This is a genomic window from Massilimicrobiota sp. SW1139, assembly GCF_012027715.1.
In the GTDB taxonomy this organism is placed as follows: Bacteria; Bacillota_I; Bacilli_A; order Erysipelotrichales; family Coprobacillaceae; genus Allocoprobacillus; species Allocoprobacillus merdigallinarum.
In genome coordinates, this window is the sequence record NZ_SJOR01000010.1 from 47,663 (window position 1) to 73,848 (window position 26,186).

Genomic DNA, 26,186 nt, shown 5'->3' on the forward strand with positions numbered 1-26,186 from the left:
AAAAGAGCATAGCCATAAGGTTATGCTCAATTTATATTATTTTGCATCTTTAGGTGCAAATTTTGATTCATAATCGTAAATAGTACGTAAGATTTCTTCCATATCTTTTACGATTGGCATTCTTGGGTTAGCTGGAGTACATTGATCTTCATATGCATTCATAGCAATTCTATGAATTGATTCTTCCCAAGCAGCTTTATCAATACCTTGAGATTTAACGTTAGTTGCGACACCAACTTTAACGCATAATTCTTCACATGCATCAGCGAACATTTGAACACCTTCTTCAGGAGTTTTTGGTTTTAATCCAATTAATTGTGCTAATTCCATGTATTTAATATCAGCTTTATAGTTTTCAATTTTTGGCCAAATATTTAATTTAGTTGGAACTGTACCATTGTATCTAATAACATGTGGTAATAAGATACCATTTGTACGTCCATGAGGAATATGCCATTCTCCACCAATCTTATGAGCTAATGAGTGGTTCATTCCTAAGAATGCGTTAGCGAATGCCATACCTGCGATAGTTGCAGCATTGTGCATTTTTTCTCTAGCGATTGGAGTTCCTTTTGTAACTGATTCTTCTAAGTAATCAAATACCATCTTAACAGCTTGTTTAGCCCATCCATCAGTAAAGTCAGAAGCTAAGATTGAAACATAAGCTTCAACAGCATGAGTTAATACGTCAATACCAGTATCAGCAGCAATTGCTGGTGGTAAACTCATAACGAATTCTGGATCTACGATAGCTACAGTTGGAGTTAATGCGTAGTCAGTTAATGGATATTTCTTATTAGCTTTCTTATCAGTAATAACTGCGAATGGTGTAACTTCTGAACCTGTTCCTGAAGTTGTTGGGATACAGATTAATCTTGCTTTCTTACCTAATTCAGGGAATTTGAATGCACGTTTTCTGATATCCATGAATTTTTGTTTGATATCATCGAAGTTAACTTCTGGATGTTCATACATTAACCACATAACTTTTGCAGCATCCATTGATGATCCACCACCTAATGCAATGATAACATCAGGTTGGAATTTTCTCATTAATTCAACACCTTCGTTAACTGTATCAATACTTGGATCTGGTTCTACATCGAAGTATAATTCTAAGTCAACTTTATTACGTCTTCTTCTGATAACGTCTTCAATCTTTTCAACATATCCAAGATTGTACATACCTCTATCAGTAATAATCATGGCTTTTTCCATGTATTTCATATCTCTTAAATATCTAATTGAATTTCTTTCAAAGTAGATTTTTGGAGGAAGTTTAACCCATTGCATATTGTTGTTACGTCTCCCTATTCTCTTAATATTTAATAAGTTTACAGCACTAACGTTATTAGATACTGAGTTGTGACCATAAGATCCACATCCTAATGTTAATGATGGAATGAAGGCATTGTAAACTGAACCAATTCCACCGAATGTAGATGGAGCATTTTCGATAACACGAATTGCTTTACATTTTAAACCAAATTCTACTGAAATATCATGATTTTGTGTATGAATAGCAGCAGAGTGTCCTAAACCGTTGAATGCTACCATAGCAGCAGATTTAGCAATACCATCTTCAGTTGAAGTTGCTTTTAATACAGCTAATACTGGAGATAATTTTTCTCTTGTTAATGGTTCATTTGGACCAACTTCTTTACATTCAGCAAGTAAGATTTGAGTATCTTCTGGTACTTTAAATCCAGCTTGTTCAGCGATCCAAATTGCTGGTTTACCAACAACTGCAGCATTAACAGTTCCAACTTCGTTAACTTTATCACTGTATGCTTCAGCACCAAACATATATTTTTCAAGTTTAGCTTTTTCTTCAGCATTTACCCAATATACTTTAAAACGAGAAATTTCTTCTTTAAATTCATTATAAATTTCTTGGTCAACGATTGCAGCTTGTTCAGAAGCACAAATCATACCATTATCGAATGATTTTGATAATACGATATCATTAACTGCTCTTTTTAAGATACAAGATTTTTCAACATATGCAGGTACGTTACCAGCACCAACACCTAAAGCAGGTTTACCACAAGAGTAAGCAGCTTTAACCATTGCGTTACCACCAGTTGCTAAGATTGTTGCAACACCTGGATGGTTCATTAATGCGTTAGTTGCATACATTGATCCACGTACACCAATCCATTGAATACAATCTTCTGGAGCTCCAGCAGCAATTGCAGCATCTCTCACTACTTTTGCAGCTTGAACTGAACATTCATATGCAGATGGATGGAATGAGAAGATGATTGGGTTTCTTGTCTTTAATGAAATTAATGATTTGAAGATAACTGTTGAAGTTGGGTTTGTTGTTGGAACAATACCACAGATAACACCAACTGGTTCAGCAATTTCAGTAATTCCAGTTAAAGGATCTTCATTGATAATTCCTACAGTTTTCAAGTGACGAAGATTACTTGTTACATATTCGCAGGCGAATAAGTTTTTAACAGCTTTATCTTCAAAGACACCTCTTCCAGTTTCTTTAACAGCTGCTTCTGCTAAAACACCATGTTGATCTAATCCAGCAACAGAGCATTTAGCAACGATGTAATCTACAGCATCTTGATCAAAAGATTCAAATTTGTCTAATGCAACTAATGCTTTTTGTACTAACTCATCAATATGAGCATCAACTTGTTCATTAGTCCATTCAGCCTTTGGGGCTTCTTTTTTTACAGCTTTTTTTTCTGCCATAACATTTCCTCCGACATCATAAAATTATTTACACGTCTAATATACTATATTCCTTGTGAAAAAACAAGCAAGAGTATATATTTTTCATAATAAAAAAAGCGAAAAAACAATGTAAACCTTTTCAATTTATAAAATTATTTTTCCCAATAAAAATCAATATTTTCCATATCTTTTATTTTCATTTTCAAAAAAAGCCAACCCATATTTATAGGTTGACTTTTCAATGAATAATTAGTCTAATGCAGCAATCATTGCTTTATATGAATCTTCTTGTAAAGAAGCTCCACCTACTAATGCTCCATCAATATCAGGTTGTTCTAATAAAGCTTTTAATCCTTCTGGTTTTACAGATCCACCATATTGGATTCTCACTTGATCAGCAACTTCCTGACCATATAATTCAGCAACAACGCTTCTAATATATGCACAAACATCTTGAGCGATTTCATTAGTTGCAGTTTTTCCAGTACCAATAGCCCATACTGGTTCATAAGCAATAACAACACGACTTGCACAGTTTGGACATACATCTTTAAATGCAGCTACTGTTTGAGTTTTCACAACATCTTTAGTTGTTCCTGCTTCATATTCTTCTAATGTTTCACCAACACATACAATTGGAGTTAAATCATTTGATAAAACTTGACGCATTTTTGCATTCACTGTTTCATCAGTTTCACCAAAATATTGTCTTCTTTCAGAGTGACCTAAAATAACCCATTCTACTCCAATTTCTTTTAACATGCTTACACTCACTTCTCCAGTATAAGCACCACTATCTTTAAAATGACAGTTTTGAGCAGCAACAATTAAGTTTTTAGCTGCACCTTTAGCAGTCTGTAAAGCTAAATATGGAGTTGCAATTCCCCAATCAGCTTTATCAGTGCATGCTCCATCAACTGCTTCAACAAAAGCTTTTGTTTGGGCAATTGTTTTATTCATTTTCCAGTTTCCTACGATAATTGGTTTTCTCATTGTCATAATCCCCTTATTATTTATCATCAATTGCAGCAATACCAGGTAATACTTTACCTTCCATATATTCTAATGAAGCTCCTCCACCAGTTGAGATATGAGAAACTTTATCAGCATATCCAAGTTGCATAACAGCAGCAGCACTATCTCCACCACCGATAATTGTATTAGCATCTGGTAAATTTGCTAAAGCTTCGCATACTGCGATAGTTCCTTTAGCGAATGGTTCCATTTCAAATACACCCATTGGACCATTCCATACAACAGTTTTAGCTCCTTCTAAAGCAGCTTTGATATTTTCAACTGATTTAGGTCCAATATCTAATCCCATGTATCCTTCTGGAATATCTTCACCACATACTTTGATATCACCTTCAGCAGCAAATGCATTATTGATTACTGAATCAACAGGTAAGATTAATTTATCTCCACCTTTTTCAATAATTTCTTTAGCAACTTCAATACGATCATCTTCAACTAAAGAATTACCAATTTCATGTCCCATAGCTTTCATGAAAGTATAAGTCATACCTCCACCAACGATAACTTTATCAGCAATCTTTAATAAGTTTTCAATAACTAAGATCTTATCAGAAACTTTAGCTCCACCTAAAATAGCAACCATTGGTCTTTCAGGATCACTTACAGCTTTTCCAATATAAGCAATTTCTTTTTCAACTAAGAATCCAGCAGCAGATGGTAAATGAGCAGGAATTCCAGCAGTAGAAGCATGTGCTCTATGTACTGAACCGAATGCATCTTCAACGAATACATCTCCTAATGATGCCCAATATTGACCTAATTCAGGATCATTTTTGCTTTCACCTTTTTCATAACGTGTATTTTGTACTAAGATCACTTGAGCATTATCAGCTTCTTTAACAGCATTTTCAAGTTCAGGTCCTCTTGTACAGTTTACAAATTTCACATCTACTCCTAATAATTCAGATAATCTAGGAGCTACAACAGATAAATCATTTTTAGCTTTATCTTCTTCAGTTTTTACTTTACCTAAATGTGAGAACAATACGATAGCTTTTGGTTTTTGTTCTAACAAATATTTTAAAGTAGGTAATGCGGCAACAATTCTGTTGTCATTTGTAATTTCTCCTGTTTCTTTGTTTCTAGGTACGTTGAAGTCAACACGAACTAAGACAGTTTTTCCAGCGACTTCAATATCTTTAATTGTTTTTTTGTCCATTTTTCTCAACCCTCCATGTGCAAATTATAACATTCTTATAACTGATTTTCAATTGCTTTTATAGTTGTTAAAGCAATAAGAATTGTCATTTTTTGTAAAAATAGAAAAAGCTGTTTTTATATTTTATGTGAACTCAAAATAATCTCCGTATAATCGTCATTTATTGACTCATTCTATAAAAACACTTTCACCAACACATTATATTGACATATATTAATAGTGGTGATTTTATGTATGATGATATCCTTCAACATATCCATAATCCACAAACTCTCATTATTGATTTACGTGATGAATTTTCTTTTCGACAACTTCATTTAAAAAATGCTATCAATATTCCTGGGGATGATTTAAAAAGTCAAATTCCTTATTTACCTCATGATAAACTTCTATATTTTATCTGTGATACTGGAAAAACGGCTAAAAAGATGGCAGAACAATGCCAACAATTAGGTTTTCAATGTCAATATTTTCCACATAGCTTTCAATCCTTACTGATTTTAAAAAATGAACAATATTTTTAATAAAAAAGGAAAGACTTATGATTGATACTCAAGTCTTTCCATTTTATCTATGACCAATAAAATATTATTGATTATTTAATTGATAAAAAGCTTCTGTTGATGCATAGCAAGATTGATCTTTTAACTCATCTTCAATTCTCATCAACTGATTGTATTTTGCAATACGGTCTGTACGAGAAGCAGAACCAGTTTTAATTTGACCTGCATTTGTCGCTACTGCAATATCAGCAATTGTAGTATCTTCTGTTTCTCCAGAACGATGTGAAACAACAGCTGTATAGTTTGCTTTTTGAGCCATTTCAATAGCTTCTAATGTTTCAGTTAAAGTTCCAATCTGATTCACTTTAATCAAAATAGAGTTAGCAACACCTTTTTCAATACCTTGTTGTAAACGTTTTGTATTTGTCACAAAGAAGTCATCACCAACCAATTGAACACGATCACCTAATTTTTCAGTTAAGTAATCCCATCCTTCCCAATCATCTTGATCTAATCCATCTTCAATAGAAATAATTGGATATTTATCACAAAGTTCAACATAGAAATCAACAAGTTCTTGAGACGTAAATGATTTGTTGTTTTCTCCTGGTAGTGTATATTTTCCATCTTTGTAGAATTCACTACTTGCAACATCCATAGCTAATTTCACATCAACACCTGGTTTGTATCCAGCTGTTTCAATCGCTTCTAAGATTGTTTGAATCGCTTCTTCATTAGATGCTAAGTTAGGCGCAAAACCACCTTCATCACCAACGGCAGTATTTAATCCTTTTCCTTTTAAAACTTTCTTTAATGCATGGAAAACTTCAGCTCCCATGCGAATAGCTTCTTTAAATGAAGGCGCATTGACTGGCATAATCATAAATTCCTGGAAATCGACATTGTTATCAGCATGTGCCCCACCATTAATAATATTCATCATTGGTGTAGGTAACACATGAGCATTCGCTCCTCCAATATAACGATATAAAGGAATATTTAATTCATGAGCAGCACATTTTGCAACTGCTAAAGAGACACCTAAAATCGCATTAGCACCTAAACGACCTTTATTTGGTGTTCCATCTAAATCAATCATCATCTGATCAATTTTTCTTTGTGCAGTGACTTCTTCACCTACAATTGCTTTTGCAATTTCCTCATTAACATTTTGAACAGCATTTAAAACACCTAATCCTAAATATCTGTTTGCATCTTTATCTCTTAATTCAACAGCTTCATGGACACCTGTTGAAGCACCACTTGGAACAATGGCTCTACCAAAAGCACCACTTTCGCTTTTCACTTCTACTTCTACTGTTGGATTCCCACGTGAATCCAAAACTTCTCTTGCATAGACACTGACGATTTGACTCATTTTACTTTCCTCCTAATAAGTTTCATTATATGATCTATATCACATATAAGTTAGTTATAACTAACTATCAATAGAATAACACATTTTCTGATTTTGTGCAATCTTTATACTTTCAAAATCACTTATCACTCATAGTATTTACATATCTTCATTGTTCTATACAAGTTAAAAAGGACAACGCATTATTTTTTAAAACGTATTGTTAATCTTTCCTCCTGGTCCAGCATTGATAATCATTTCTGGGAAATTTGTATATTGTTTAAAGTTTTCCTGGAACATTTCAACAAGCTTTTGAGCTGTCATATCATAAGCATCTTTACTGACCCATGTTGTTCGAGGGTTTAATAATTCCTGAGGAACACCTGGACAAAAGAGTGGAATATTTAAATTAAAGAATGGGTCAACTTCATAGCTGACATAATCTAACTCTCCATTAATAGCCGCTTCAATCATTGCTCTTGTATATTTTAATGGAATGCGACGTCCTATACCATAAGAACCGCCAACCCATCCAGTATTAATCAAAAAGACATTAGATCCTGCTTTAGTCATGCGTTTTTGAAATTGTTTCGCATAAAGCAGTGGATCCATTGGCAAAAATGGTTCTCCAAAACATGTAGAGAATGTTGCCTGTGGCTCAGTAATACCATTTTCCGTACCAGCCAGTTTACTTGTATAACCTGATACAAAGTGGTAAACAGCTGAATTTTGATCCAATTTAGAAATAGGTGGCAAAACACCAAAAGCATCAGCAGCTAAAAAGAAGATTGTCTTAGGAATTGCACCCATACCACTTGGTTCAATATTTTTAATAAATTCAAGTGGGTAACCCACACGTGTATTTTCTGTAATAGAGTCATCATCAAAATCAATAATTCTTGTATCTTCAAATAAACAGACATTTTCTGCCATAGCTCCAAATCTGACAGCGTCCCAAATATCTGGCTCATTTTTTTGTGAAAGATTGATACATTTTGCATAACATCCACCTTCAAAGTTAAAAACAGAAGTACGTGACCAACCATGTTCATCATCACCTATCAATTGACGATGAGGATCTGTTGATAACGTTGTTTTTCCTGTTCCTGACAATCCAAAAAATAATGCCGTATTTCCATCTTCCCCAATATTAGCTGAACAATGCATTGTAAAAACATTGCGTTGAGGTAACATATAATTCATGACACAGAAAATACTCTTTTTAATTTCTCCAGAATATCCAGTTCCTGCAATCAAAACAATCTGTTTTTCATAATCAATCATAACAGCCACATCACTATTTAAACCAACTGATGCATCAACATGACAATCAGGAGCAACCAATACCAAATAATCTTCCTGAAAATGTTGTAACTCACGTGGTGTTGGTTTAATTAATAAATTAGAAATAAAAAGATTTTGACTTGCTTTTTCATTAATAATTCTAAAACCATAAGAATACTTTGGATTTGCGCCAGCATAACCATCAAAAATATATAAATCCTTATCTTGAAAATGTTGAATAATTGCCTGATAAACTTTTTCAAACTGTTCTCTAGATGCAGGTTGATTCACTTTTCCCCATGCAATTTTATCATGAACAGCTGGCGTATCTACAACATATTTATCATGAGGTGAACGTCCCGTTCTTTGACCTGTTTCCACACATAAACATCCAGCTCGACTTAAACGTCCTTCTTTTTTAATTAAAGCTTTTTCAATCAATGATCCCGCTGGAATATTTCTAAAAACATTTCCTGTCGTACTAATCCCATATTTTTTAATTCCATAATCATCCATACAAACACTCCTTTCTTTTTTAAGACTTCTTTCTTTTATTTTATAAAAAATAATTTCTTACCACAAGAAAACTCGTTTTTTCAAATAAAAAAACAGGACTCTTTCGAATCCTATCTATTCACTGAAGATGCAATTTTATGATATGTCCAACGTTTACCTCTAATCGCAATTGATAATGCCATAATATTTTCAGGTAAAGCAATACCACACCAACCAGCATCACCAATATGTTGGATATCAATACCACAACGTTTATTAACTAATGCAATTTCTCTAATTGTTCCTCCGTCACTACCTTCTTGAGATGTTCCAATAGAACTTAATGATAATGCTCCTTTAGATTTAATTAATTTACAAGCATCTCTCACTTCTTCTTCTGATAAACCAGGCACTGTATAAACAGCAGGCATTAAGATAATATCAGCACCTGCATCAATAAATCTTTCAATGCTATCTAAATCAACTAATGCTTCATCAATTCCTGAAGAATGCATTTTACCTGCAATAATCATTCCACCAAAGTATTCTTTTGCAAGTTTAATAGCATTTTCAATAGATGCATTACTTACACCTGTTCCAGGATTTCCTGTCAAACAGATAAAATCAAATCCCAATTCTTTAGCTTTTATAAATGTTTCTTTTGTCGCATGACGACCACTAGAAATTTCTAATCTGTTTTCCATCATTTTTGCATTTTCATCAATTGGTTCAAGATTACATCCTACTGGTCTACCTACTAATTTCTTTAATAATTTCACAGGTTCATCTGTTTCAGGTAATCCATTGATATGAGGATTATTGCAATCAAAAACATTTAATAAAACCATATCACTTCCAAAAGAAACAGCTAATTCAGCATTTGTTAAATCACCAAGTAAAGGTGGACAAGCCACAACTGTTTCAGTCATAATTGTTCTTCCTTCACTTGCTAAAATAGATTGTTTCAATTCATCTTTGTTCATTGATAACATTTCACTTGTTGTACAATTTAATAATCTTTTCATTTCCCGTATCCTCCTGTGAAATATTATATCGCTTTATTGTAACGCTTTCAACTCAATTCCTTAAGACTTTTTCAGGATTCAAAAATAACATAAAATATCTCAACATGAGTATGATGGTAATTCCATTGAAAATTGTTTTGATTCATCAATAAACATCTTTAAAATAGATATTATATTTGATTATGAAAAAACTAGGCTTAGCCTAGTTTTGAGGATGTGTATCTAAATAATGGACAACCATTTTTGATAAACATGTTGACACAATCAAACCAAAAAGAAGTGTCATGATAAGATACTGAAGCAACAGTGAAGTCACTGGCGCAAGCTGTAATAAATCGTATGTGATATAAGAAACAAGCACAAAAGCTACAATATCAACAATTAAAACGACTGTTCGATAAAGATTGATAGGACTATAAATACGATAAATCATATGAATGGATAAAATAGCTGTTGTATAGTAGAGAATTGTAAAAGCCTGATTTAAAGATAATGATAATGTCGGTGCTAATAGTTTTAAAGCAATGACACATAAAACAATCGCAATAGCATTTGGAAATGAATAGCGCATTGTGTATCTACCAATAGATTCTTTTTGTTTAGAGATATTCTTTTCAAATAAAATCATAAATGATGGGAATCCCTCTACAAAGTTATCCAGTAATGTCATTTGAAAAGGAATAAATGGATAAGGCATATTCAAAAGAATACATGTGATAGATATCAAAATTGTATAGATTGTTTTTAAATAATACATCGAAGCAGAACGTGTCACATTATTAATATCTAGTCTTCCCTCTTTCACAACATCTACCATTGTTGATAGTTCACCATTGATGACAACAAATTGTGATATTTGTTTAGCGGCATCTGATCCTGAACCCATAGCAATAGATACATCAGCATCTTTTAAAGCCAAAACATCATTCACGCCATCACCTGTCATCGCAACCTTTTGTTTATGTTTTTGTAAACATAAAATCATCTCATGTTTCTGTGATGGTGAGGCACGTCCTATCACATGGTAGTTTAAAATGGCATCTTCTAATTCTTGTGGCGTTGATAATGTAGAGGCATCAATATAATTTTGAGCATTTTCAATACCAGCCTGACTTGCTAGAGCACTAACAGTGACAGGATTATCCCCAGATATAACTTTCACATCAACATCATTATCTTTAAAAAACTGTATTGTTTCTTTAGCATCTTCTCTTAATGGATCTAAAATAACAATCACTGCCAATGGAACACTATGCATCATATCTTCCTGAAAAGTATCAAAATCATGATGTCTAGCAATCAATAAAATTCTAGCGCCTTGATGTTTAGCCTCTTCGATTTGGCTTGGCAAAACAAAATCAGGCAAGATGATTTCTGGTGCTCCAACAATAATCGTTCCTATATTTTCTAATTCTAGTGCACTCCATTTTCTTGCTGAAGAAAAAGAGACTCTTCTTAATGCGGAATAAGGGGCTTCACCTTGAAAATAATCCTGTAAAGTCAAAGACGTTGCATTATTATCAAGAGTTCCTTTCACAAATGAATTCATAATCAAAGAAAATTGATGACTCCATTGTGTATCAAAAGTATAAACATCTTGAACTTGCATTTTTCCCTGTGTTAATGTTCCTGTTTTATCCAAACATAACACATCGACATGGGATAATGTTTCAATACTGAACATTTCCTGAACTAACACTTTTCTTTTTCCTAGTCTTACAACGCTAGTAGCCAAAGATACACTTGTTAATAAAACCAGACCAATAGGTAACATACCTAATAATGCTGTTGATGTATTGACAATGGTTGTATTCAAAGTTTCATTTCTGATACCCATAGCCTGATAAAGCAAGCAAATACTGATTGGTAATACAAGCATACTTGTAAAACGTGTGACTTTCTTAAAAGTTTTCACCAACTCTGATGTCACTGGCTTACGTTTACGTGCTTCACTGGCAATCTTTGTTGCATAGTTATCCATACCCACATGTTCAACACAAGCATGACATGCTCCAGAAATAATAAAACTTCCTGATAAAAGATGATCACCGATATCTTTTAAAACCGGATCAGCCTCACCAGTTAATAATGACTCATCAACTTCTACCTGTGTATCTAGCACAATGCAATCTGATGATATCTGCATTCCTGTTTCCAAGAAAACAACATCATTCAAAACAATCTCTTCATTATCTATTTCCTGAATACAGCCATCACGTAAAACTTTTGTCTTTGGTGAAATAATTAAATTTAAACGTGCCACCATATTACGTGAACGAATATCCTGATAAATATGAATCACTGTATTCATTGTGACAATCAATACAAAAAATAAACTTGACCATGCTTTGACATAAATCAAAGCACAGGCAATCACAAAATTATAAACATTAAAAAGTGTAAACACATGTTCACAAAAAATCTGTCTATTTGTCTTAACTAAAGGTTTTGGTGAAACATTCACATGTCCTAACTGAACTTGTTCTTTCACCTGCTGACTTGTTAATCCCTTCACTTCACTCATAATATCACCCATTTTTAATATATAACTATTTCTAATCTTATCATATTTATATGGAAAAGCCATGAATTTTTTCTAAAGTTTTTCTAAATAAACTTCATTGACCATTTAAATCAGTTGGTTTATATAAGCAATTCTTAGTTTTGTGTTTTAATAAAATTATTTGAAAGAATAAACTAAGATCTTTTCAACAAAAGTGTCAGATTATCTATAAAAAATAAATAATAAAGTTATAGAAGAACCTGTATCAGCAATATAGTATGAAGTATCTTTTCAAAAGTAGAAAAAGAAATAGAAATACTTATAAGCATATGATATAATTCGATTAAATACAAATTATTTTTCCATTTTTGTATGTGAGAAAAAGCTAATTTTTATCCAACACTTAAAAATATAACAATAAATTTTCAAATCAGTCTATCTAAATTAAAAAAATAAAGGTATATTTGTCCTACGATAAATAGGAACAAAAAATAATGAGATAGAAATATTTTACAAATTCTTATTTGGAGAAATTGATGATAATTATTTTAGATAAATTTTAATTTTCATAAACGAAAGAAGGGAATAAAATTGAAAATCGGAATTGTATGTGCCACTGATGATGAACTTTCTCCGTTTTTAGCTATGATAGATAACTATAATATCACAAAAAAGGCAATGCTTAAATTTTATGAGGGAGAGATTTATGGCATGCAAGTTGTCACCCTATTTTCTGGGGTATGTAAAGTCAATGCTGCTATAGCAACACAAATATTGATTGATCATTTTAATGTAAATATAGTTATAAATGCAGGGACAGCTGGTGGAATGAATCCAAAACTGAAAATATTTGACACTGTTATATCTACCGAAGTCTGTTACCATGATGTTGCACAAGATACTTTAACAGAATTTCATCCATGGCTAAAAACTGTATTTTTTAAAGCAGATCAAGACTTAATAAAAATATCAAAAAGAGCTGTAAAAAACATAGAATCAAAAAACAAAGTATTTTGGGGACGAATTGTTACAGGAGAAGCTTTTATAACAGATATGGGACGTAAAAAAATCAATGATGAATTTGCACCTTTGGCAGTTGATATGGAAACAGCCAGTATCGCTCATGTATGCTATGTAAACAAGATACCATTTCTTTCAATTCGCTGTATTACTGATACTGCTGAACACAAAGGTGTTGAAAATTTTGAAAAAAATTGTGTCAAATCTTCTATAATCGCAAAAAATATGACTTTAGCTATATTAAAAGAATATAGGAATCAGCATAAATGAAAACGACAAAATAAGAAAAAGATGAAATATGCCATTTAAAAAATCTTCGAAGTCAACTTTATTTATGCAAGAGCATATCATTATTAACTATGCCTGTATCAAAAATAATATGATCATAAATATCCATCAGCAACTGGTGGATATTTATTGTATACAAAAAGGAATAGTTTTTGACTATTCCTGTATATCATTTTGATCAAAAACATCATCAATTGGTGCACCAGGAGCAACCATTGGGAAGACTTTATCATCTTCTTCAATCATACATTCAATCACTACTGGTCCTTGACTATCCATTGCTTCCAAAATAGCTGGAGCCACTTCTTCTTTCTTTGTGACTTTTATGGCTTTACATCCAAGTCCCTCTGCTGTTTTACAGAAATCAACTTTATCATCAAGTACAGTTGCTGAATAACGTTTTCCATAAAATAATGTCTGCCATTGACGAACCATTCCTAAAACATGATTATTTAAAATGACTTCAATAATAGGGACTTGATAACGTGAAGCTGTTGCTAATTCATTCATGTTCATTCTAAAACATCCATCTCCAGCAATATTAAAGACATATTGATCAGGTTTTCCATACTTTACACCAATGGAAGCCCCTAAGCCATAACCCATTGTTCCAAGTCCACCACTGGTAATGAGCTGACTTGGTCTTTTAAAATGGTAATATTGAGCTGCCCACATTTGATTTTGACCTACTTCAGTACAGATAATCGCATTATTATCTGTTAATGCTTCAATTTGTTCAATAACATATGGTCCTGTTAATTTATCACTATCATAAGATAATGGATATTGTTCTTTTAAAGCTCTGATTTCTTTTAACCACTGTGAATGATTTTGTTGCTTCAACAATAAATTCAAAGCATTTAAAACACTTTTTGCATCACCCACAATACCTAAATCAACATTGACATTTTTATTAATCTCTGCCTCATCCACATCAATATGAATAATTTTAGCGTGTCTTGCAAATTTTTGAGCATTTCCAATCACACGGTCACTAAATCTGACACCGATTGCTACTAATAAATCACAGTTAGAAACACCAAGATTACTTGTTTTTGTTCCATGCATTCCAAGCATTCCTGTATAACGTGGATTGGTTCCATCAAAAGCACCTTTTCCCATCAAAGAATCGGTAACAGGCGCATCAATCTTTTCTACAAACTCACGTAGTTCCTGGGAAGCATCAGATCTGACAACACCTCCTCCAACAAAAACAAATGGCTTTTCACTTTTTTCAATCATTTCAATAGCTTCTTTTAATGTTGATGTTGGATAAGTATAACTACGTCTTTCTATTTTTTCTGGTTTTTGATGATGATATTCACATTTTGCAGCTGTAACATCTTTTGTAATATCCACAAGGACAGGTCCAGGTCTACCTTCTTTAGCAATTTGAAAAGCTTTACGAATTGTTGGTGCTAAACTTTCTACATCTTTGACAATATAATTATGTTTCGTAATTGGCATTGTTACTCCAGCAATGTCAACTTCTTGAAAACTGTCTTTTCCTAATAATGGAACACCCACATTGGCTGTAATAGCAACCAAAGGTACAGAATCCATATAAGCTGTTGCTATTCCTGTCACAAGATTTGTCGCCCCTGGTCCACTTGTAGCCATACAGACACCTACTTTTCCTGTAGCTCTGGCATAGCCATCAGCGGCATGTGAAGCCCCTTGTTCATGAGAAGTCAAAACATGATTAATTCGATCTCGATAATGATATAAACTGTCATAAACGTTTAAAATTGTTCCTCCAGGATAACCAAAAACAGTATCAACACCCTGTTCTAATAAACATTCAATGACAATATCGGCCCCCGTTAATAACATATACTTCTCCTCCTACTCTTTGACTTTTAAAACCGCCCCAGTATTTGCAGATGTCACCATAGACGCATATTTTTTCAAATATCCTTTGACAACTGGTAATTTTGGTTTAAAATTCTTTCTTCTTTCTTCTAATTCTTCATCACTAACTAATAATTCAATACGATGATTGATAATATCAATTTCAATCATATCTCCTTCTTTCACAAGCCCAATTGGTCCTCCAACTGCCGCTTCTGGTGAAACATGACCAATAGATGCTCCACGTGTTGCCCCTGAGAAACGACCATCAGTAATTAAAGCGACATCTTTATCTAATCCCATGCCAGCAATTTCAGATGTTGGCGATAACATTTCTCGCATTCCTGGTCCACCTTTTGGTCCTTCATAACGAATGACAACAACATCACCAGCGACAATCTTTCCAGCACGAATAGCAGCTATTGCATCTTCTTCACAGTCAAAGACTCTTGCTGGTCCTTTATGTTGTAACATTTCTTGAGCTACTGCACTTTGTTTCACAACACAGCTATCAGGTGCTAAGTTTCCTTTTAAAACCGCAATTCCACCTGTCTTCATATATGGATTTTCTACAGGTCGAATGATATTTGGATCTAAATTAACACATCCTTCAATATTTTCTTTTAATGTTTTTGTTGTACAAGTTAAAACATCTGTGTGTAAAATACCTAATTGATCTAATTCATTCATCACAGCATACACACCACCAGCTTCATTTAAATCTTCCATAAATGTATCCCCTGCAGGCGCTAAATGACACAAGTTTGGTGTATGTTGACTAATTTCATTAGCAATTTCTAAATTTAACTCAACTCCAGCTTCATATGCGATAGCAGGTAAATGTAACATTGAGTTTGTTGAACAACCTAAAGCCATATCAACAGTCAAAGCATTCAAGAAAGCATCTTTTGTCATGATATCTCTTGGTTTGATATCTTTTTTGACTAATTCCATAATTTGCATACCCGCATGTTTAGCTAATCTTATTCTTTCACTATAGACAGCTGGAATAGTTCCATTACCTTTTAATCCCATTCCTAAAACTTCAGTTAAACAGTTCATAGAATTGGCGGTATACATACCTGAACATGAACCACATGTTGGACATGCTTTTTCTTCAAATTCTTTTAATTTTTCAGCAGTGATTTTCCCTGCATTATATTGTCCCACAGCTTCAAACAATGATGATAAACATGTTTGTTTGCCATCTAATCTTCTTCCAGCCAGCATTGGTCCACCACTCACAAAAATTGTTGGCACATTAATTCTTGCTGCTGCCATTAATAAACCAGGAACATTCTTATCACAGTTTGGAATCATAACCAAACCATCAAATTGATGTGCATTGGCTAAACATTCAGTACTATCACAAATCAATTCTCTTGTGACTAATGAATATTTCATTCCTGTATGATTCATAGCAATACCATCACAAACTGCAATTGCTGGTATTTCAACAGGTGTTCCACCTGCTAAATAAATTCCTTTTTTCACTGCTTCAGCAATTTTATCTAAATTCATATGACCTGGAACAATTTCATTATAAGAATTTACCACTCCAATGAGTGGTCTATCTAGTTCTTCTTCAGTCATTCCCAAAGCATTAAATAATGAACGATGTGGAGCTCTTTCTACTCCTTTTTTGACTTGATCACTTTTCATGCATTTACCTCCTATAAGTTCTCTACAACATATTGTCCCATTTGGCAACATGTCACCTGTTGTTTTCCTTCAGACATAATATCTATTGTACGATAGTTCTTTTCCAAAACTTTTTCTACAGCTTGTTCAATATCATCTGCTTCCTGATCCATATCAAATGAATAGCGAAGCATCATTGCTGCTGAAAGAATTGTTGCGATAGGATTTGCAATATTCTTTCCAGCAATATCTGGTGCACTTCCATGACTTGGTTCATACATACCCAGTTTATCTTCTCTTAATGATGCACTTGATAACATACCAATTGATCCGGTAATCATACTAGCTTCATCACTTAAAATATCTCCAAACATATTTTCAGTCAAAATGACATCAAACTGACGTGGATCTTTGACTAACTGCATTGCACAGTTATCCACAAGCATATGTTCTAATTTTACATCTGGATAATCTTTAGCCACAACATTCACAACTTTTCGCCATAAACGAGAAGTATCTAAAACATTTGCCTTATCGACACTTGTCACTTTATGACGTCGCTTCATCGCAATATCAAATGCACGTTTAGCAATACGACGAATTTCTGCTTCACTATAAATCAGATTATCATGAGCCACCATCTGTCCATCAATCTCTTTGGTTTCCCTTTCACCAAAATAAAGTCCACCTGTTAACTCACGAACAATGATCATATCAAAACCATCCTGACTTAATTCTTCTTTTAACGGACAGGCACCTTTTAATTCTTTATATAAATAAGCAGGTCTTAAATTGGCAAACAATCCCAAAGCTTTACGCATCTTTAACAACCCGGCTTCTGGTCTTAATGATGGTTCTAACTGATACCATGGTGAAGTATTTGTATCCCCACCAATAGAGCCTAATAAAACGGCATCACTTTTTTGAGCCATTGCAATAGCTTCATCAGTCAAAGGCACACCATATTTATCAATGGATATACCACCCATATCTATATATTGATAATGAAAAGTATGATGATATTTCTTGGCAATAGCATCTAAGACTTTCAATGCTTCATTGACAATTTCTGAACCAATACCATCACCTTTAATGACTGCAATTGTTTTTTCCATAGATTATCCTCTTTTCTTTTCGTTAACATAATTCACCAATCCATTTGCCTGAATCATTTTTTGTAAAAATTCAGGGAATGGCTGTGCCTGATATTGTTTATTTTTTGTTATATTTTTAATGATTCCTGTATCAAAATCAACTTCTACCTGATTGCCTTCATCTATGTCTTGAGCGGCTTCAGGACATTCCAAAATAGCAAATCCAATATTAATCGAATTACGATAAAAAATACGAGCAAAAGACTGGGCAATAACACAGCTGACTCCAGCTGTTTTTAAAGCTAATGGAGCATGTTCACGTGAAGAACCACACCCAAAATTCTTTCCAGCCACCATAATATCTCCTGGATTTAATCTTTCTACAAATGTTGGATCAATATCCACCATGGCGTGACTGGCTAATTCTTTTGCATCAAATGAATTTAAATAACGTGCAGGGATAATCACATCCGTATCTACATTATCCCCATATTTTAAAACAGTTCCTTGGGCTTTCATGTTATTTTCCCACCTTTCTTGGATCAGCTATATATCCTGCAATAGCACTCGCTGCCGCAACCTCAGGAGAAGCTAGATAAATCAAAGATTCTGTATCTCCCATTCTTCCTACAAAGTTACGGTTTGTTGTAGAAACACATTTTTCACCTTTTGCCATAACACCCATATGACCACCCATACATGGTCCACAGCTTGGTGTATTGAATGCACATCCTGCTTCCACAAAAATTTCTGCCAAACCTTCTCGAATACATTCCACAAAGATTTTCTGTGTTGCAGGAATGACCATGACTCTAACTGTATCTGCGACTTTCTTTCCTTTTAATAACGCCGCAGCTTTACGCAAATCACTTAAACGACCATTCGTACATGAACCAATCACAACTTGATCAATATAAATCTTTTCACTTTCATTGATTTCTTCCATTGTATGTGCATTTCCTGGTAAATGAGGGAAAGCCACAGTTGGTGTAATTTTTGATAAATCAATTTCAATGACTTCATCATATTCTGCATCTTCATCTGCCTGATACTCTTTATAACTTTTCTTTGAATGTTGTTTCATATATTCTCTTGTTTTCTCATCAACTGGGAAAATACCATTTTTAGCACCTGCTTCAATCGCCATATTACAAATTGTAAAACGATCATCCATCGTTAAAGAAGAAACACCTTCCCCAGTAAATTCCATAGATTTATATAAAGCACCATCAACACCAATACGTCCAATAATATGTAAAATCACATCTTTACCACTGACATATGGCTGTAATGCTCCTTTTAAAACAAACTTAATGGCACTTGGCACCTTAAACCAAAGTTCTCCTGTGGCCATACCTGTCGCAATATCAGTTGTTCCAACACCTGTTGAAAAAGCCCCTAACGCTCCATAAGTACAAGTATGTGAGTCAGCCCCAATAATACACTCTCCAGCAACGACAATTCCCTGTTCTGGTAAAATCGCATGTTCAACACCACATTTTCCCTGTTCCATATGATGTGTTAAACACTGTTCTCTAGAAAACTCTCTGATGGCCTTTGAATTTTCTGCTGATTTCATATCTTTATTAGGCGTAAAATGATCAGGAACCAAAACAACCTTATCCTTATCAAAAACATGATCAGCCATTTGTTTAAAAATCGGCAAAGCCATTGGCCCTGTAATATCATTAGCCATTACAACATCTAGTTTTGCTTCAATTAACTGACCAGCCACAACTTCTTTCAATCCTGCATGATCAGCTAATATTTTCTGTGTCATTGTCATTGACATATATATTCCCCCTTATTACTTTGTATGTCATCACTAAAGAGTCAAATGACTCTTTACTGAACACACACAAAGTGTGTGTATTTTAGTTATTAATTAATTTATCTTCATCAGACCAGCTATATAAACTTCTGATTTCTTTTCCAACTTTTTCACTTTGATGTTCTTTAGCTAATTTACGCATAGCTTTGAAATGAGCTTGTCCTCCAGCTGGTGACATATCTAATAAGAAATCTTTCGCAAATGTTCCATCTTGAATATCTTTTAAGATTTGACGCATAGCTTTCTTTGTATCTTCAGTAATAATCTTTGGTCCAGTAATATAATCTCCATATTCTGCTGTATTTGAAATAGAATATCTCATTCCTTCAAATCCTGATTGATAGATCAAATCAACAATCAATTTCATTTCATGAATACATTCAAAATATGCATTCTTTGGATCATATCCTGCTTCTACTAATGTTTCAAAACCAGCCTGCATTAATGCACAGACACCACCACATAATACAGCCTGTTCACCAAATAAGTCAGTTTCAGTTTCAGTTCTGAATGTTGTTTCCAAAATACCTGCTCTTGCCCCACCAATAGCTAAACCATAAGCCAAAGCCATATCTAAAGCTCGACCTGTTGCATCTTGTTCTACTGCTACTAAACATGGTGTTCCTTTTCCAGCCTGATATTCACTACGTACTGTATGTCCTGGTGCTTTAGGTGCAATCATTGTGACATCAACATTTTTTGGTGGTACAATTTGACCAAAATGAATATTAAATCCATGTGCAAACATCAACATGTTTCCTTCTTCCAAATTTGGTTCAATTGATTCTTTATATAATTTTGCCTGTAATTCATCATTAATTAAAATCATAATAATATCTGCTTTTTTAGCAGCTTCAGCTGAAGTATAAACTTCAAATCCTTGAGCTTCAGCTTTTGCCCAAGATTTTGAACCTTCATATAGTCCTACAATAACATGCACTCCTGATTCTTTTAAGTTTAATGCATGAGCATGTCCTTGTGATCCATAACCAATAATAGCGACTGTTTTTCCATCCAATAAAGCTAAATTACAATCTGATTCATAATAAATTTTTGACATTTTTTTACCCCCTGTTTTCTTTCTTATTTATTTCAAAATTATTAAGACCTCTTGAAATACCAGTTAAACCAGTACGCACGATCTCAACAATATTGAAGCCATCTAACATTGCTAATAAACCATTGATTTTATTATGTGTTCCTGTTACTTCAATAACCATTGAATCTGGTGACACATCCACAATCTTAGCTCTAAATATATCGACGATTGAAACAATATCTGCACGTGTGTGGCAATCAGCTTCAACTTTAATCATGACAAGTTCACGGTAAACAGATGCTTCGCTTGGTAAGGCAAAGATTTCAATGACATCTTCTAATTTTCTAAGCTGTTTTTCAATCTGTTCAAGAATTTGCTGATTCCCATGTGCAACCACTGTCATTCTTGAAATCCCTTCTGTGTTTGTTGGTCCTACGGTTAAACTATCAATGTTATAACCACGTCTTGAAAACAAACCACTCACACGTGTCAGAACTCCTGCACTATTGTGTACAAGAATTGATAAAATAAGTTCTTCCATAAATTATCCTTCCTTTTTTATATTTTTATAAATACGATTCATAGCTGAAATCATAGCTTTAATCGTCGCTGTTGTAATATTCAAATGCACTCCTACCCCATATTCACAAAGCTCTTCACCTTGTGGTCTTAATTGGACATAGGCAGCAGCTTTAGAATTTGAACCAGATGTTAAAGCATGTTCACTATAATCCACTAAATCTGTATATAGAAAATCATCTGTGGCATTGAATGCATTCTTAACTGCATCAATAGGTCCATTGCCATATCCAATTAAAGTTTTCACTTCACCATGATCTTCAATTGTCACTTCAGCGCGTCTTTCATATTCATTATCTTCATCACTAATATCTATTAATCTCTGTTTAATAAATTTATATGGATATTCCAAATCTATATATTCCTTTTTAAATGTGTCATAAATACGTTCTGGAGAAACTTCTCCTTCAATTTCACTAATATTTTGAATAGCTTTTGCAAAATCAGCCTGTAAAGCTTTTGGTAAATGATATCCAAAGACTGTGTCCATAACAAAAGCCACTCCGCCTTTACCTGATTGTGAATTGATACGTACAATTGGCTCATATTGACGATTTAAGTCAGCTGGATCAATTGGTAAATAAGGGACTTCCCAAATACCATCACCACGTTGATGATAAGCATACATACCTTTATTAATGGCATCCTGATGGCTGCCAGAAAAGGCAGTAAAAACAAGTTCTCCAGCATATGGCTGTCTTGGTGGAATTTCCATTTTTGTACATTTTTCATAAACATTTTTAATTTGGTTGATTTGTCCCAGTTCCAACTTTGGATCAATACCATGTGTAAACATGTTTAAAGCCAATGTCACAATATCAACATTTCCTGTTCTTTCCCCATTTCCAAACAATGTTCCTTCAACACGATCAGCTCCTGCCAATAAAGCAAGTTCAGTAGAAGCTACACCACAACCTCTATCATTATGTGGATGAACACTCACAATAACTCTTTCTCGATCTTTAAAATGACGGCACATCCATTCAATCTGATCGGCATATACATTTGGTGTATCCATTTCAACTGTAGATGGTAAATTAATAATCACTTTATGTTCTTTTGAAGCACCCCAAGTATCTAAAACAGCTTCACAGACTTCCATCGCATAATCAACTTCCGTACCAGTAAAACTTTCAGGCGAATATTCTAAGATAACTTCTCCATCAAAATCCTGAGATAACTCCTTGACTAATTTTGTTCCATCAACAGCAATTTTCTTAATTTCTTCCTTACTCTTATGAAACACAACATCTCTTTGTAAAATAGATGTTGAATTATAAATATGCACAATCGCCTTTTTTAATCCTTTTAAGGATTCAAATGTTCTTTTAATCAAATGTTCTCTCGCTTGTGTTAATACCTGCACTGTCACATCATCAGGTATTAAATTTTTATCTATTAACAATCTTAAAAAGTCAAACTCAATCTGTGATGATGATGGAAAACCAACTTCTATTTCTTTAAAGCCTAAATCAACAAGCATTTGAAACATTTCTACTTTTTCATTAATATCCATTGGTGTAATTAAAGCTTGATTCCCATCACGTAAATCAACCGAACACCAGATAGGCGCTTGTTCAATTTCATGATCTGGCCATGTACGATCTGCCAATTTAATTGTTTCAAATCTTCTATATTTTTTATAGTTCATATATTTTCCTCCCCTTTCCTATAATAAAAAAACTCGTTCTCACCATGAAAAACATCATAGTTGAGGACGAGAGTTCATGACTTCGTGGTTCCACCTCATATTCATTATTGCCTCACGACAATAACCTTATCAAGTACGCTTATTCATATAAGTTCATACTCTAGCGTGATAACGGTCGCATTCCGTAGCAGCTTACTTATTTTTCAGTGCTCCACTCAAGGACGAGTTCAATAACACTTTCACAGTCCTTTCCACCAGCCAGAACTTCTCTATGCATCATTTGTTATTTACTATTTCCTATCACTGTATTTATTATAGAGTTGTTGGATATATCATATACCTTTTCTCAAACATAGTCAACTATATTCTTCTCTTTTTTCTATTTACTTTTTTAGTTTTGTGAAATTATATATATTATTTTTCGTCTTTTTCAAAAAATATATTTATTTTATGAGTGTTCAAATATCATTCATAAAAGCATTTTATCACCTTCCCATCTCCATTATTGATTCATAAAACACTTTGATTATATATGACATATACTCAATCCAAATAACGATGTGCCCATACAATCCATAAAATCAAACACCTCATGTTTTCCATTATATTTTTATTCATTGAAAACGAAAAAAAGAATAACCCTTTAGAGTTATTCTATCTATCAAAAGCCAAATCAATTAATCGATCAATAAGATCACTATAAGAAATACCATAATCTTCAATTAATTGTGGATACATTGAAATTTTTGTAAATCCTGGCATTGTATTAATTTCGTTTAAATAAACATTGTTTGTCTTTTTATCCAAGAAGAAATCCACACGAGATAAACCATGTCCATCAATAGCTTTGAAAACTTTTAATGCATATTCTCTAATTTGATCTTGAATCTCCTGGTCGACAAGTGCAGGTATACAAGTCTGACTTTCTTCATCCTCATATTTAGATTCAAAAGTATAAAACTCACCATGAGGCATAATTTGTCCTACACGAGAAACAATAGGATCATCATTTCCTAATACAGCTGTTTCTAATTCGATACAATCAATACATTCTTCTATCACAATATGACTATCATATTGTCCTGCCTGATGTAATATTTCTAGCAAGTCTTCTTCGTGATCTACACGATAACAACCTACACTTGATCCAGAACGACTTGCCTTCACAAAACAAGGAAACCCTAACTGATTTTTCACTGCTTTTAATATATCATCAGTTTCATCAAATTGATGATTCACAACAACATATTGACCGTCATATCTTTTTTTCACATATAAAGATTTGACTTGTGGAATTCCTACTGTTTCTAAAATCTTTTTGGTATAAATTTTATCCATGGCCACACTTGAAGCCAATGTTCTACATCCTACATATGGAACACCAGCCAATTCAAATAACCCCTGAATCGTTCCATCTTCACCATATTGTCCATGAAGAACAGGGAAAATAACATCTTGTTGTTTCAACAAATGATAAATATCTTCAATATGTGTTGAGTGATCTAACCATGAATCTAAAGTTAAATCTTCCTGACCGGCATCTAAAAGATACCATTCTCCAGACTGATCAATACCAACCAAAGTCAACTCATAACGATCTCTATGAAGATTTTTTAAAACAGATGTACAAGACATTCTTGAAATGGTATGTTCAGTAGATTGTCCTCCACATATAATCATTAATTTTCTCATTTTTTATATTTCTCCTTTAAATAGTCTACAACTTCATCAAGATGCATGCCATGTGATCCTTTTAATAAAATGACATCATCATCCTGTATACATCCCTCTAAAGCTTGAATTAAATCTTGATTACTTTCAAAATGATAAGCTTCTATACCATTTTCCTGCGCTTTTAAAACAATATTCTGGCTTGCAGGTCCTACACACATTAATTGATCTATATGCTTTTTAGCAACATATTGTCCAACTTCCTGATGAAATGCCTGTTCATACGCTCCAAGCTCTAACATATCTGCCAAGATAGCTATCTTTCTATTAGGATACTTTGCTAAAACATCAAGGCTTGACTTCATCGAATCTAAGTTGGCATTATATGTGCCATCAATCAATCTGATTCCATGACTCAGTTCGATCATATCCATACGATTTTTTGTCAGTTCAAATTGATCAATACCTTTAATACACTTTTCAATATCAATATCTAAGCTTAGCCCTACCGCAATCGCAATCAACGCATTCATCACAAAATGCTGACCAGAAACTGGCACATGAACATGATAAGTTTTTCCCTGATAATCCAAATCAAAATAAGATTCTTCTAATAATAACTCAACATGATAAGCTTTTAAATAACAGTCATTATTTTCACCAACACGAATAATAGGATAATCTTGAGATTGTACAGTATGCAACATATCATTATCATCATTGATAATAAGTCGTCCCTGCTGAGTTAATCCTTCAACAATTTCCATCTTCGCTTTTAGAATATTGTCTCGTGAACCTAGTTCCCCAATATGTGCTGTTCCAACATTTGTAATAACTGCAATATCAGGTCTTGCAATATGTGTCAGATGGCGAATTTCACCAAGATGATTCATCCCCATTTCTAATACCATGACTTCTTCATCCTGATGTCTTAAAACTGTTAAAGGTAAACCGATATGATTGTTGTAGTTACCTAAAGTTTTCAGAGTCTTATATTGCATTGATACCACAGCATAAATCATATCCTTGGTACTTGTTTTTCCAACACTCCCTGTAATTCCCACAACTTTAACAGCACGATGTTTTCTTAAATAAGCTGCCATATCTGTTAATGCCTGTAAAGTATCCTTCACTAAAATCACGTTTTTATCAGGATAATCTATGGACTGAGATGTTATAACAGAACTTGCGCCAGCTTCAAAAGCCTGTTTTATAAACTGATGTCCATCATTTTTTTCTCCAACCAGCGGAATATACATATCTCCTTCATGAATCTGTCTTGTATCTTGCGTAAATCCATGAATATCATCATTGATATTTCCACTCAACAATGTGCCCCCAGTGGCTTCAATAATCTCTCTTATTAGCATAATTTTACCTCATTTTTAATATATGCACTATTATAGCACCAGTTCACTAGGAAAGCTATGAAATTTTATTGTTCTTATATAATAAAAAATAGCTGT

General features: G+C 33.5%; 19 protein-coding genes and 1 other annotated feature. Of the genes, 2 read left to right on the plus strand and 17 right to left on the minus strand.

All coding sequences use genetic code 11. The annotated features are described in order from the left end of the window. Window positions 1–36: 36 nt before the first annotated feature. The 3 genes from adhE to E0K96_RS07260 all read right to left on the minus strand — a co-directional run bounded on the left by adhE (window position 37) and on the right by E0K96_RS07260 (window position 4,888). A complete protein-coding gene (adhE, locus tag E0K96_RS07250; RefSeq protein ID WP_168082239.1) occupies window positions 37–2,712 on the minus strand; it encodes a bifunctional acetaldehyde-CoA/alcohol dehydrogenase in 2,676 nt (891 codons plus the stop codon). 231 nt (window positions 2,713–2,943) lie between these two features. Next, complete coding sequence (gene tpiA / locus E0K96_RS07255; protein WP_087244921.1) at window positions 2,944–3,687, minus strand: triose-phosphate isomerase; 744 nt, start codon at window positions 3,685–3,687, stop codon at window positions 2,944–2,946. 16 nt (window positions 3,688–3,703) lie between these two features. Continuing rightward, window positions 3,704–4,888, minus strand: coding sequence for a phosphoglycerate kinase (locus E0K96_RS07260; RefSeq protein WP_087244922.1), 1,185 nt, complete (start codon window positions 4,886–4,888; stop codon window positions 3,704–3,706). 230 nt (window positions 4,889–5,118) lie between these two features. Between E0K96_RS07260 and E0K96_RS07265 the strand changes: the two genes are divergently transcribed. After that, on the plus strand, window positions 5,119–5,412 hold the full coding sequence (locus E0K96_RS07265; protein WP_158095604.1) for a rhodanese-like domain-containing protein: 294 nt from the start codon (window positions 5,119–5,121) through the stop codon (window positions 5,410–5,412). A 64-nt stretch (window positions 5,413–5,476) separates the two neighbouring features. Here E0K96_RS07265 and eno read toward each other — a convergent pair whose 3' ends face one another. The 4 genes from eno to E0K96_RS07285 all read right to left on the minus strand — a co-directional run bounded on the left by eno (window position 5,477) and on the right by E0K96_RS07285 (window position 12,076). Further along, complete coding sequence (gene eno, locus E0K96_RS07270; protein WP_168082241.1) at window positions 5,477–6,769, minus strand: phosphopyruvate hydratase; 1,293 nt, start codon at window positions 6,767–6,769, stop codon at window positions 5,477–5,479. A gap of 189 nt (window positions 6,770–6,958) precedes the next feature. Beyond that, the gene (pckA, locus tag E0K96_RS07275; protein WP_168082243.1) at window positions 6,959–8,548 is read right to left on the minus strand and encodes a phosphoenolpyruvate carboxykinase (ATP); all 1,590 of its coding nucleotides are present in this window, start codon (window positions 8,546–8,548) and stop codon (window positions 6,959–6,961) included. Window positions 8,549–8,658: 110 nt separating this feature from the next. Continuing rightward, window positions 8,659–9,552, minus strand: a complete 894-nt coding sequence (locus tag E0K96_RS07280) for a DUF7916 family protein (RefSeq protein ID WP_168082245.1) — start codon at window positions 9,550–9,552, stop codon at window positions 8,659–8,661. Between the two features lie 202 nt (window positions 9,553–9,754). Then, window positions 9,755–12,076, minus strand: coding sequence for an HAD-IC family P-type ATPase (locus tag E0K96_RS07285; protein WP_168082247.1), 2,322 nt, complete (start codon window positions 12,074–12,076; stop codon window positions 9,755–9,757). Between the two features lie 570 nt (window positions 12,077–12,646). On the opposite strand from E0K96_RS07285, the gene E0K96_RS07290 reads away from it, so the two are divergent. Further along, the gene (locus E0K96_RS07290) at window positions 12,647–13,345 is read left to right on the plus strand and encodes a 5'-methylthioadenosine/adenosylhomocysteine nucleosidase (protein WP_168082249.1); all 699 of its coding nucleotides are present in this window, start codon (window positions 12,647–12,649) and stop codon (window positions 13,343–13,345) included. A gap of 174 nt (window positions 13,346–13,519) precedes the next feature. On the opposite strand, the gene ilvB is transcribed toward E0K96_RS07290, so the two are convergent. The 10 genes from ilvB to E0K96_RS07340 all read right to left on the minus strand — a co-directional run bounded on the left by ilvB (window position 13,520) and on the right by E0K96_RS07340 (window position 26,090). Continuing rightward, window positions 13,520–15,196: a biosynthetic-type acetolactate synthase large subunit gene (gene ilvB, locus E0K96_RS07295; protein WP_168082251.1), complete on the minus strand. Its 1,677-nt coding sequence runs from the start codon at window positions 15,194–15,196 to the stop codon at window positions 13,520–13,522. A 12-nt stretch (window positions 15,197–15,208) separates the two neighbouring features. Next, window positions 15,209–16,876, minus strand: a complete 1,668-nt coding sequence (gene ilvD, locus E0K96_RS07300) for a dihydroxy-acid dehydratase (RefSeq protein ID WP_087935615.1) — start codon at window positions 16,874–16,876, stop codon at window positions 15,209–15,211. 11 nt (window positions 16,877–16,887) lie between these two features. Further along, on the minus strand, window positions 16,888–17,970 hold the full coding sequence (gene leuB, locus E0K96_RS07305; protein ID WP_168082253.1) for a 3-isopropylmalate dehydrogenase: 1,083 nt from the start codon (window positions 17,968–17,970) through the stop codon (window positions 16,888–16,890). A gap of 3 nt (window positions 17,971–17,973) precedes the next feature. Further along, complete coding sequence (leuD, locus tag E0K96_RS07310) at window positions 17,974–18,468, minus strand: 3-isopropylmalate dehydratase small subunit (RefSeq protein ID WP_087243837.1); 495 nt, start codon at window positions 18,466–18,468, stop codon at window positions 17,974–17,976. A gap of 1 nt (window position 18,469) precedes the next feature. Next, window positions 18,470–19,741, minus strand: a complete 1,272-nt coding sequence (leuC, locus tag E0K96_RS07315) for a 3-isopropylmalate dehydratase large subunit (RefSeq protein WP_168082255.1) — start codon at window positions 19,739–19,741, stop codon at window positions 18,470–18,472. 82 nt (window positions 19,742–19,823) lie between these two features. Continuing rightward, a complete protein-coding gene (ilvC, locus tag E0K96_RS07320; protein WP_087297218.1) occupies window positions 19,824–20,840 on the minus strand; it encodes a ketol-acid reductoisomerase in 1,017 nt (338 codons plus the stop codon). Between the two features lie 4 nt (window positions 20,841–20,844). Then, on the minus strand, window positions 20,845–21,360 hold the full coding sequence (gene ilvN / locus E0K96_RS07325) for an acetolactate synthase small subunit (RefSeq protein ID WP_168082257.1): 516 nt from the start codon (window positions 21,358–21,360) through the stop codon (window positions 20,845–20,847). A gap of 3 nt (window positions 21,361–21,363) precedes the next feature. Beyond that, window positions 21,364–23,049 carry a 2-isopropylmalate synthase gene (gene leuA / locus E0K96_RS07330; protein WP_168082259.1) on the minus strand — a complete coding sequence of 562 codons (1,686 nt, stop codon included), beginning with the start codon at window positions 23,047–23,049 and terminating at the stop codon, window positions 21,364–21,366. Between the two features lie 59 nt (window positions 23,050–23,108). After that, window positions 23,109–23,362, minus strand: a binding site (T-box leader). A gap of 341 nt (window positions 23,363–23,703) precedes the next feature. Then, on the minus strand, window positions 23,704–24,741 hold the full coding sequence (locus E0K96_RS07335; RefSeq protein ID WP_168082261.1) for a D-alanine--D-alanine ligase family protein: 1,038 nt from the start codon (window positions 24,739–24,741) through the stop codon (window positions 23,704–23,706). Beyond that, on the minus strand, window positions 24,738–26,090 hold the full coding sequence (locus tag E0K96_RS07340) for a UDP-N-acetylmuramoyl-tripeptide--D-alanyl-D-alanine ligase (RefSeq protein WP_168082263.1): 1,353 nt from the start codon (window positions 26,088–26,090) through the stop codon (window positions 24,738–24,740). Before E0K96_RS07340 ends, E0K96_RS07335 begins: the two co-directional genes overlap by 4 nt. Window positions 26,091–26,186: the final 96 nt, after the last annotated feature.

What these genes read in the sequence shown, in the direction of transcription:
- adhE (WP_168082239.1), bottom strand. Translation starts at nt 2,712, where the DNA reads ATGGCAGAAAAAAAAGCTGTAAAAAAAGAAGCCCCAAAGGCTGAATGG.
- tpiA (WP_087244921.1), bottom strand. Translation starts at nt 3,687, where the DNA reads ATGAGAAAACCAATTATCGTAGGAAACTGGAAAATGAATAAAACAATT.
- E0K96_RS07260 (WP_087244922.1), bottom strand. Translation starts at nt 4,888, where the DNA reads ATGGACAAAAAAACAATTAAAGATATTGAAGTCGCTGGAAAAACTGTC.
- E0K96_RS07265 (WP_158095604.1), top strand. Translation starts at nt 5,119, where the DNA reads ATGTATGATGATATCCTTCAACATATCCATAATCCACAAACTCTCATT.
- eno (WP_168082241.1), bottom strand. Translation starts at nt 6,769, where the DNA reads ATGAGTCAAATCGTCAGTGTCTATGCAAGAGAAGTTTTGGATTCACGT.
- pckA (WP_168082243.1), bottom strand. Translation starts at nt 8,548, where the DNA reads ATGGATGATTATGGAATTAAAAAATATGGGATTAGTACGACAGGAAAT.
- E0K96_RS07280 (WP_168082245.1), bottom strand. Translation starts at nt 9,552, where the DNA reads ATGAAAAGATTATTAAATTGTACAACAAGTGAAATGTTATCAATGAAC.
- E0K96_RS07285 (WP_168082247.1), bottom strand. Translation starts at nt 12,076, where the DNA reads ATGAGTGAAGTGAAGGGATTAACAAGTCAGCAGGTGAAAGAACAAGTT.
- ilvB (WP_168082251.1), bottom strand. Translation starts at nt 15,196, where the DNA reads ATGTTATTAACGGGGGCCGATATTGTCATTGAATGTTTATTAGAACAG.
- ilvD (WP_087935615.1), bottom strand. Translation starts at nt 16,876, where the DNA reads ATGAAAAGTGATCAAGTCAAAAAAGGAGTAGAAAGAGCTCCACATCGT.
- leuB (WP_168082253.1), bottom strand. Translation starts at nt 17,970, where the DNA reads ATGGAAAAAACAATTGCAGTCATTAAAGGTGATGGTATTGGTTCAGAA.
- leuD (WP_087243837.1), bottom strand. Translation starts at nt 18,468, where the DNA reads ATGAAAGCCCAAGGAACTGTTTTAAAATATGGGGATAATGTAGATACG.
- leuC (WP_168082255.1), bottom strand. Translation starts at nt 19,741, where the DNA reads ATGTCAATGACAATGACACAGAAAATATTAGCTGATCATGCAGGATTG.
- ilvC (WP_087297218.1), bottom strand. Translation starts at nt 20,840, where the DNA reads ATGTCAAAAATTTATTATGAATCAGATTGTAATTTAGCTTTATTGGAT.
- ilvN (WP_168082257.1), bottom strand. Translation starts at nt 21,360, where the DNA reads ATGGAAGAACTTATTTTATCAATTCTTGTACACAATAGTGCAGGAGTT.
- leuA (WP_168082259.1), bottom strand. Translation starts at nt 23,049, where the DNA reads ATGAACTATAAAAAATATAGAAGATTTGAAACAATTAAATTGGCAGAT.
- E0K96_RS07335 (WP_168082261.1), bottom strand. Translation starts at nt 24,741, where the DNA reads ATGAGAAAATTAATGATTATATGTGGAGGACAATCTACTGAACATACC.
- E0K96_RS07340 (WP_168082263.1), bottom strand. Translation starts at nt 26,090, where the DNA reads ATGCTAATAAGAGAGATTATTGAAGCCACTGGGGGCACATTGTTGAGT.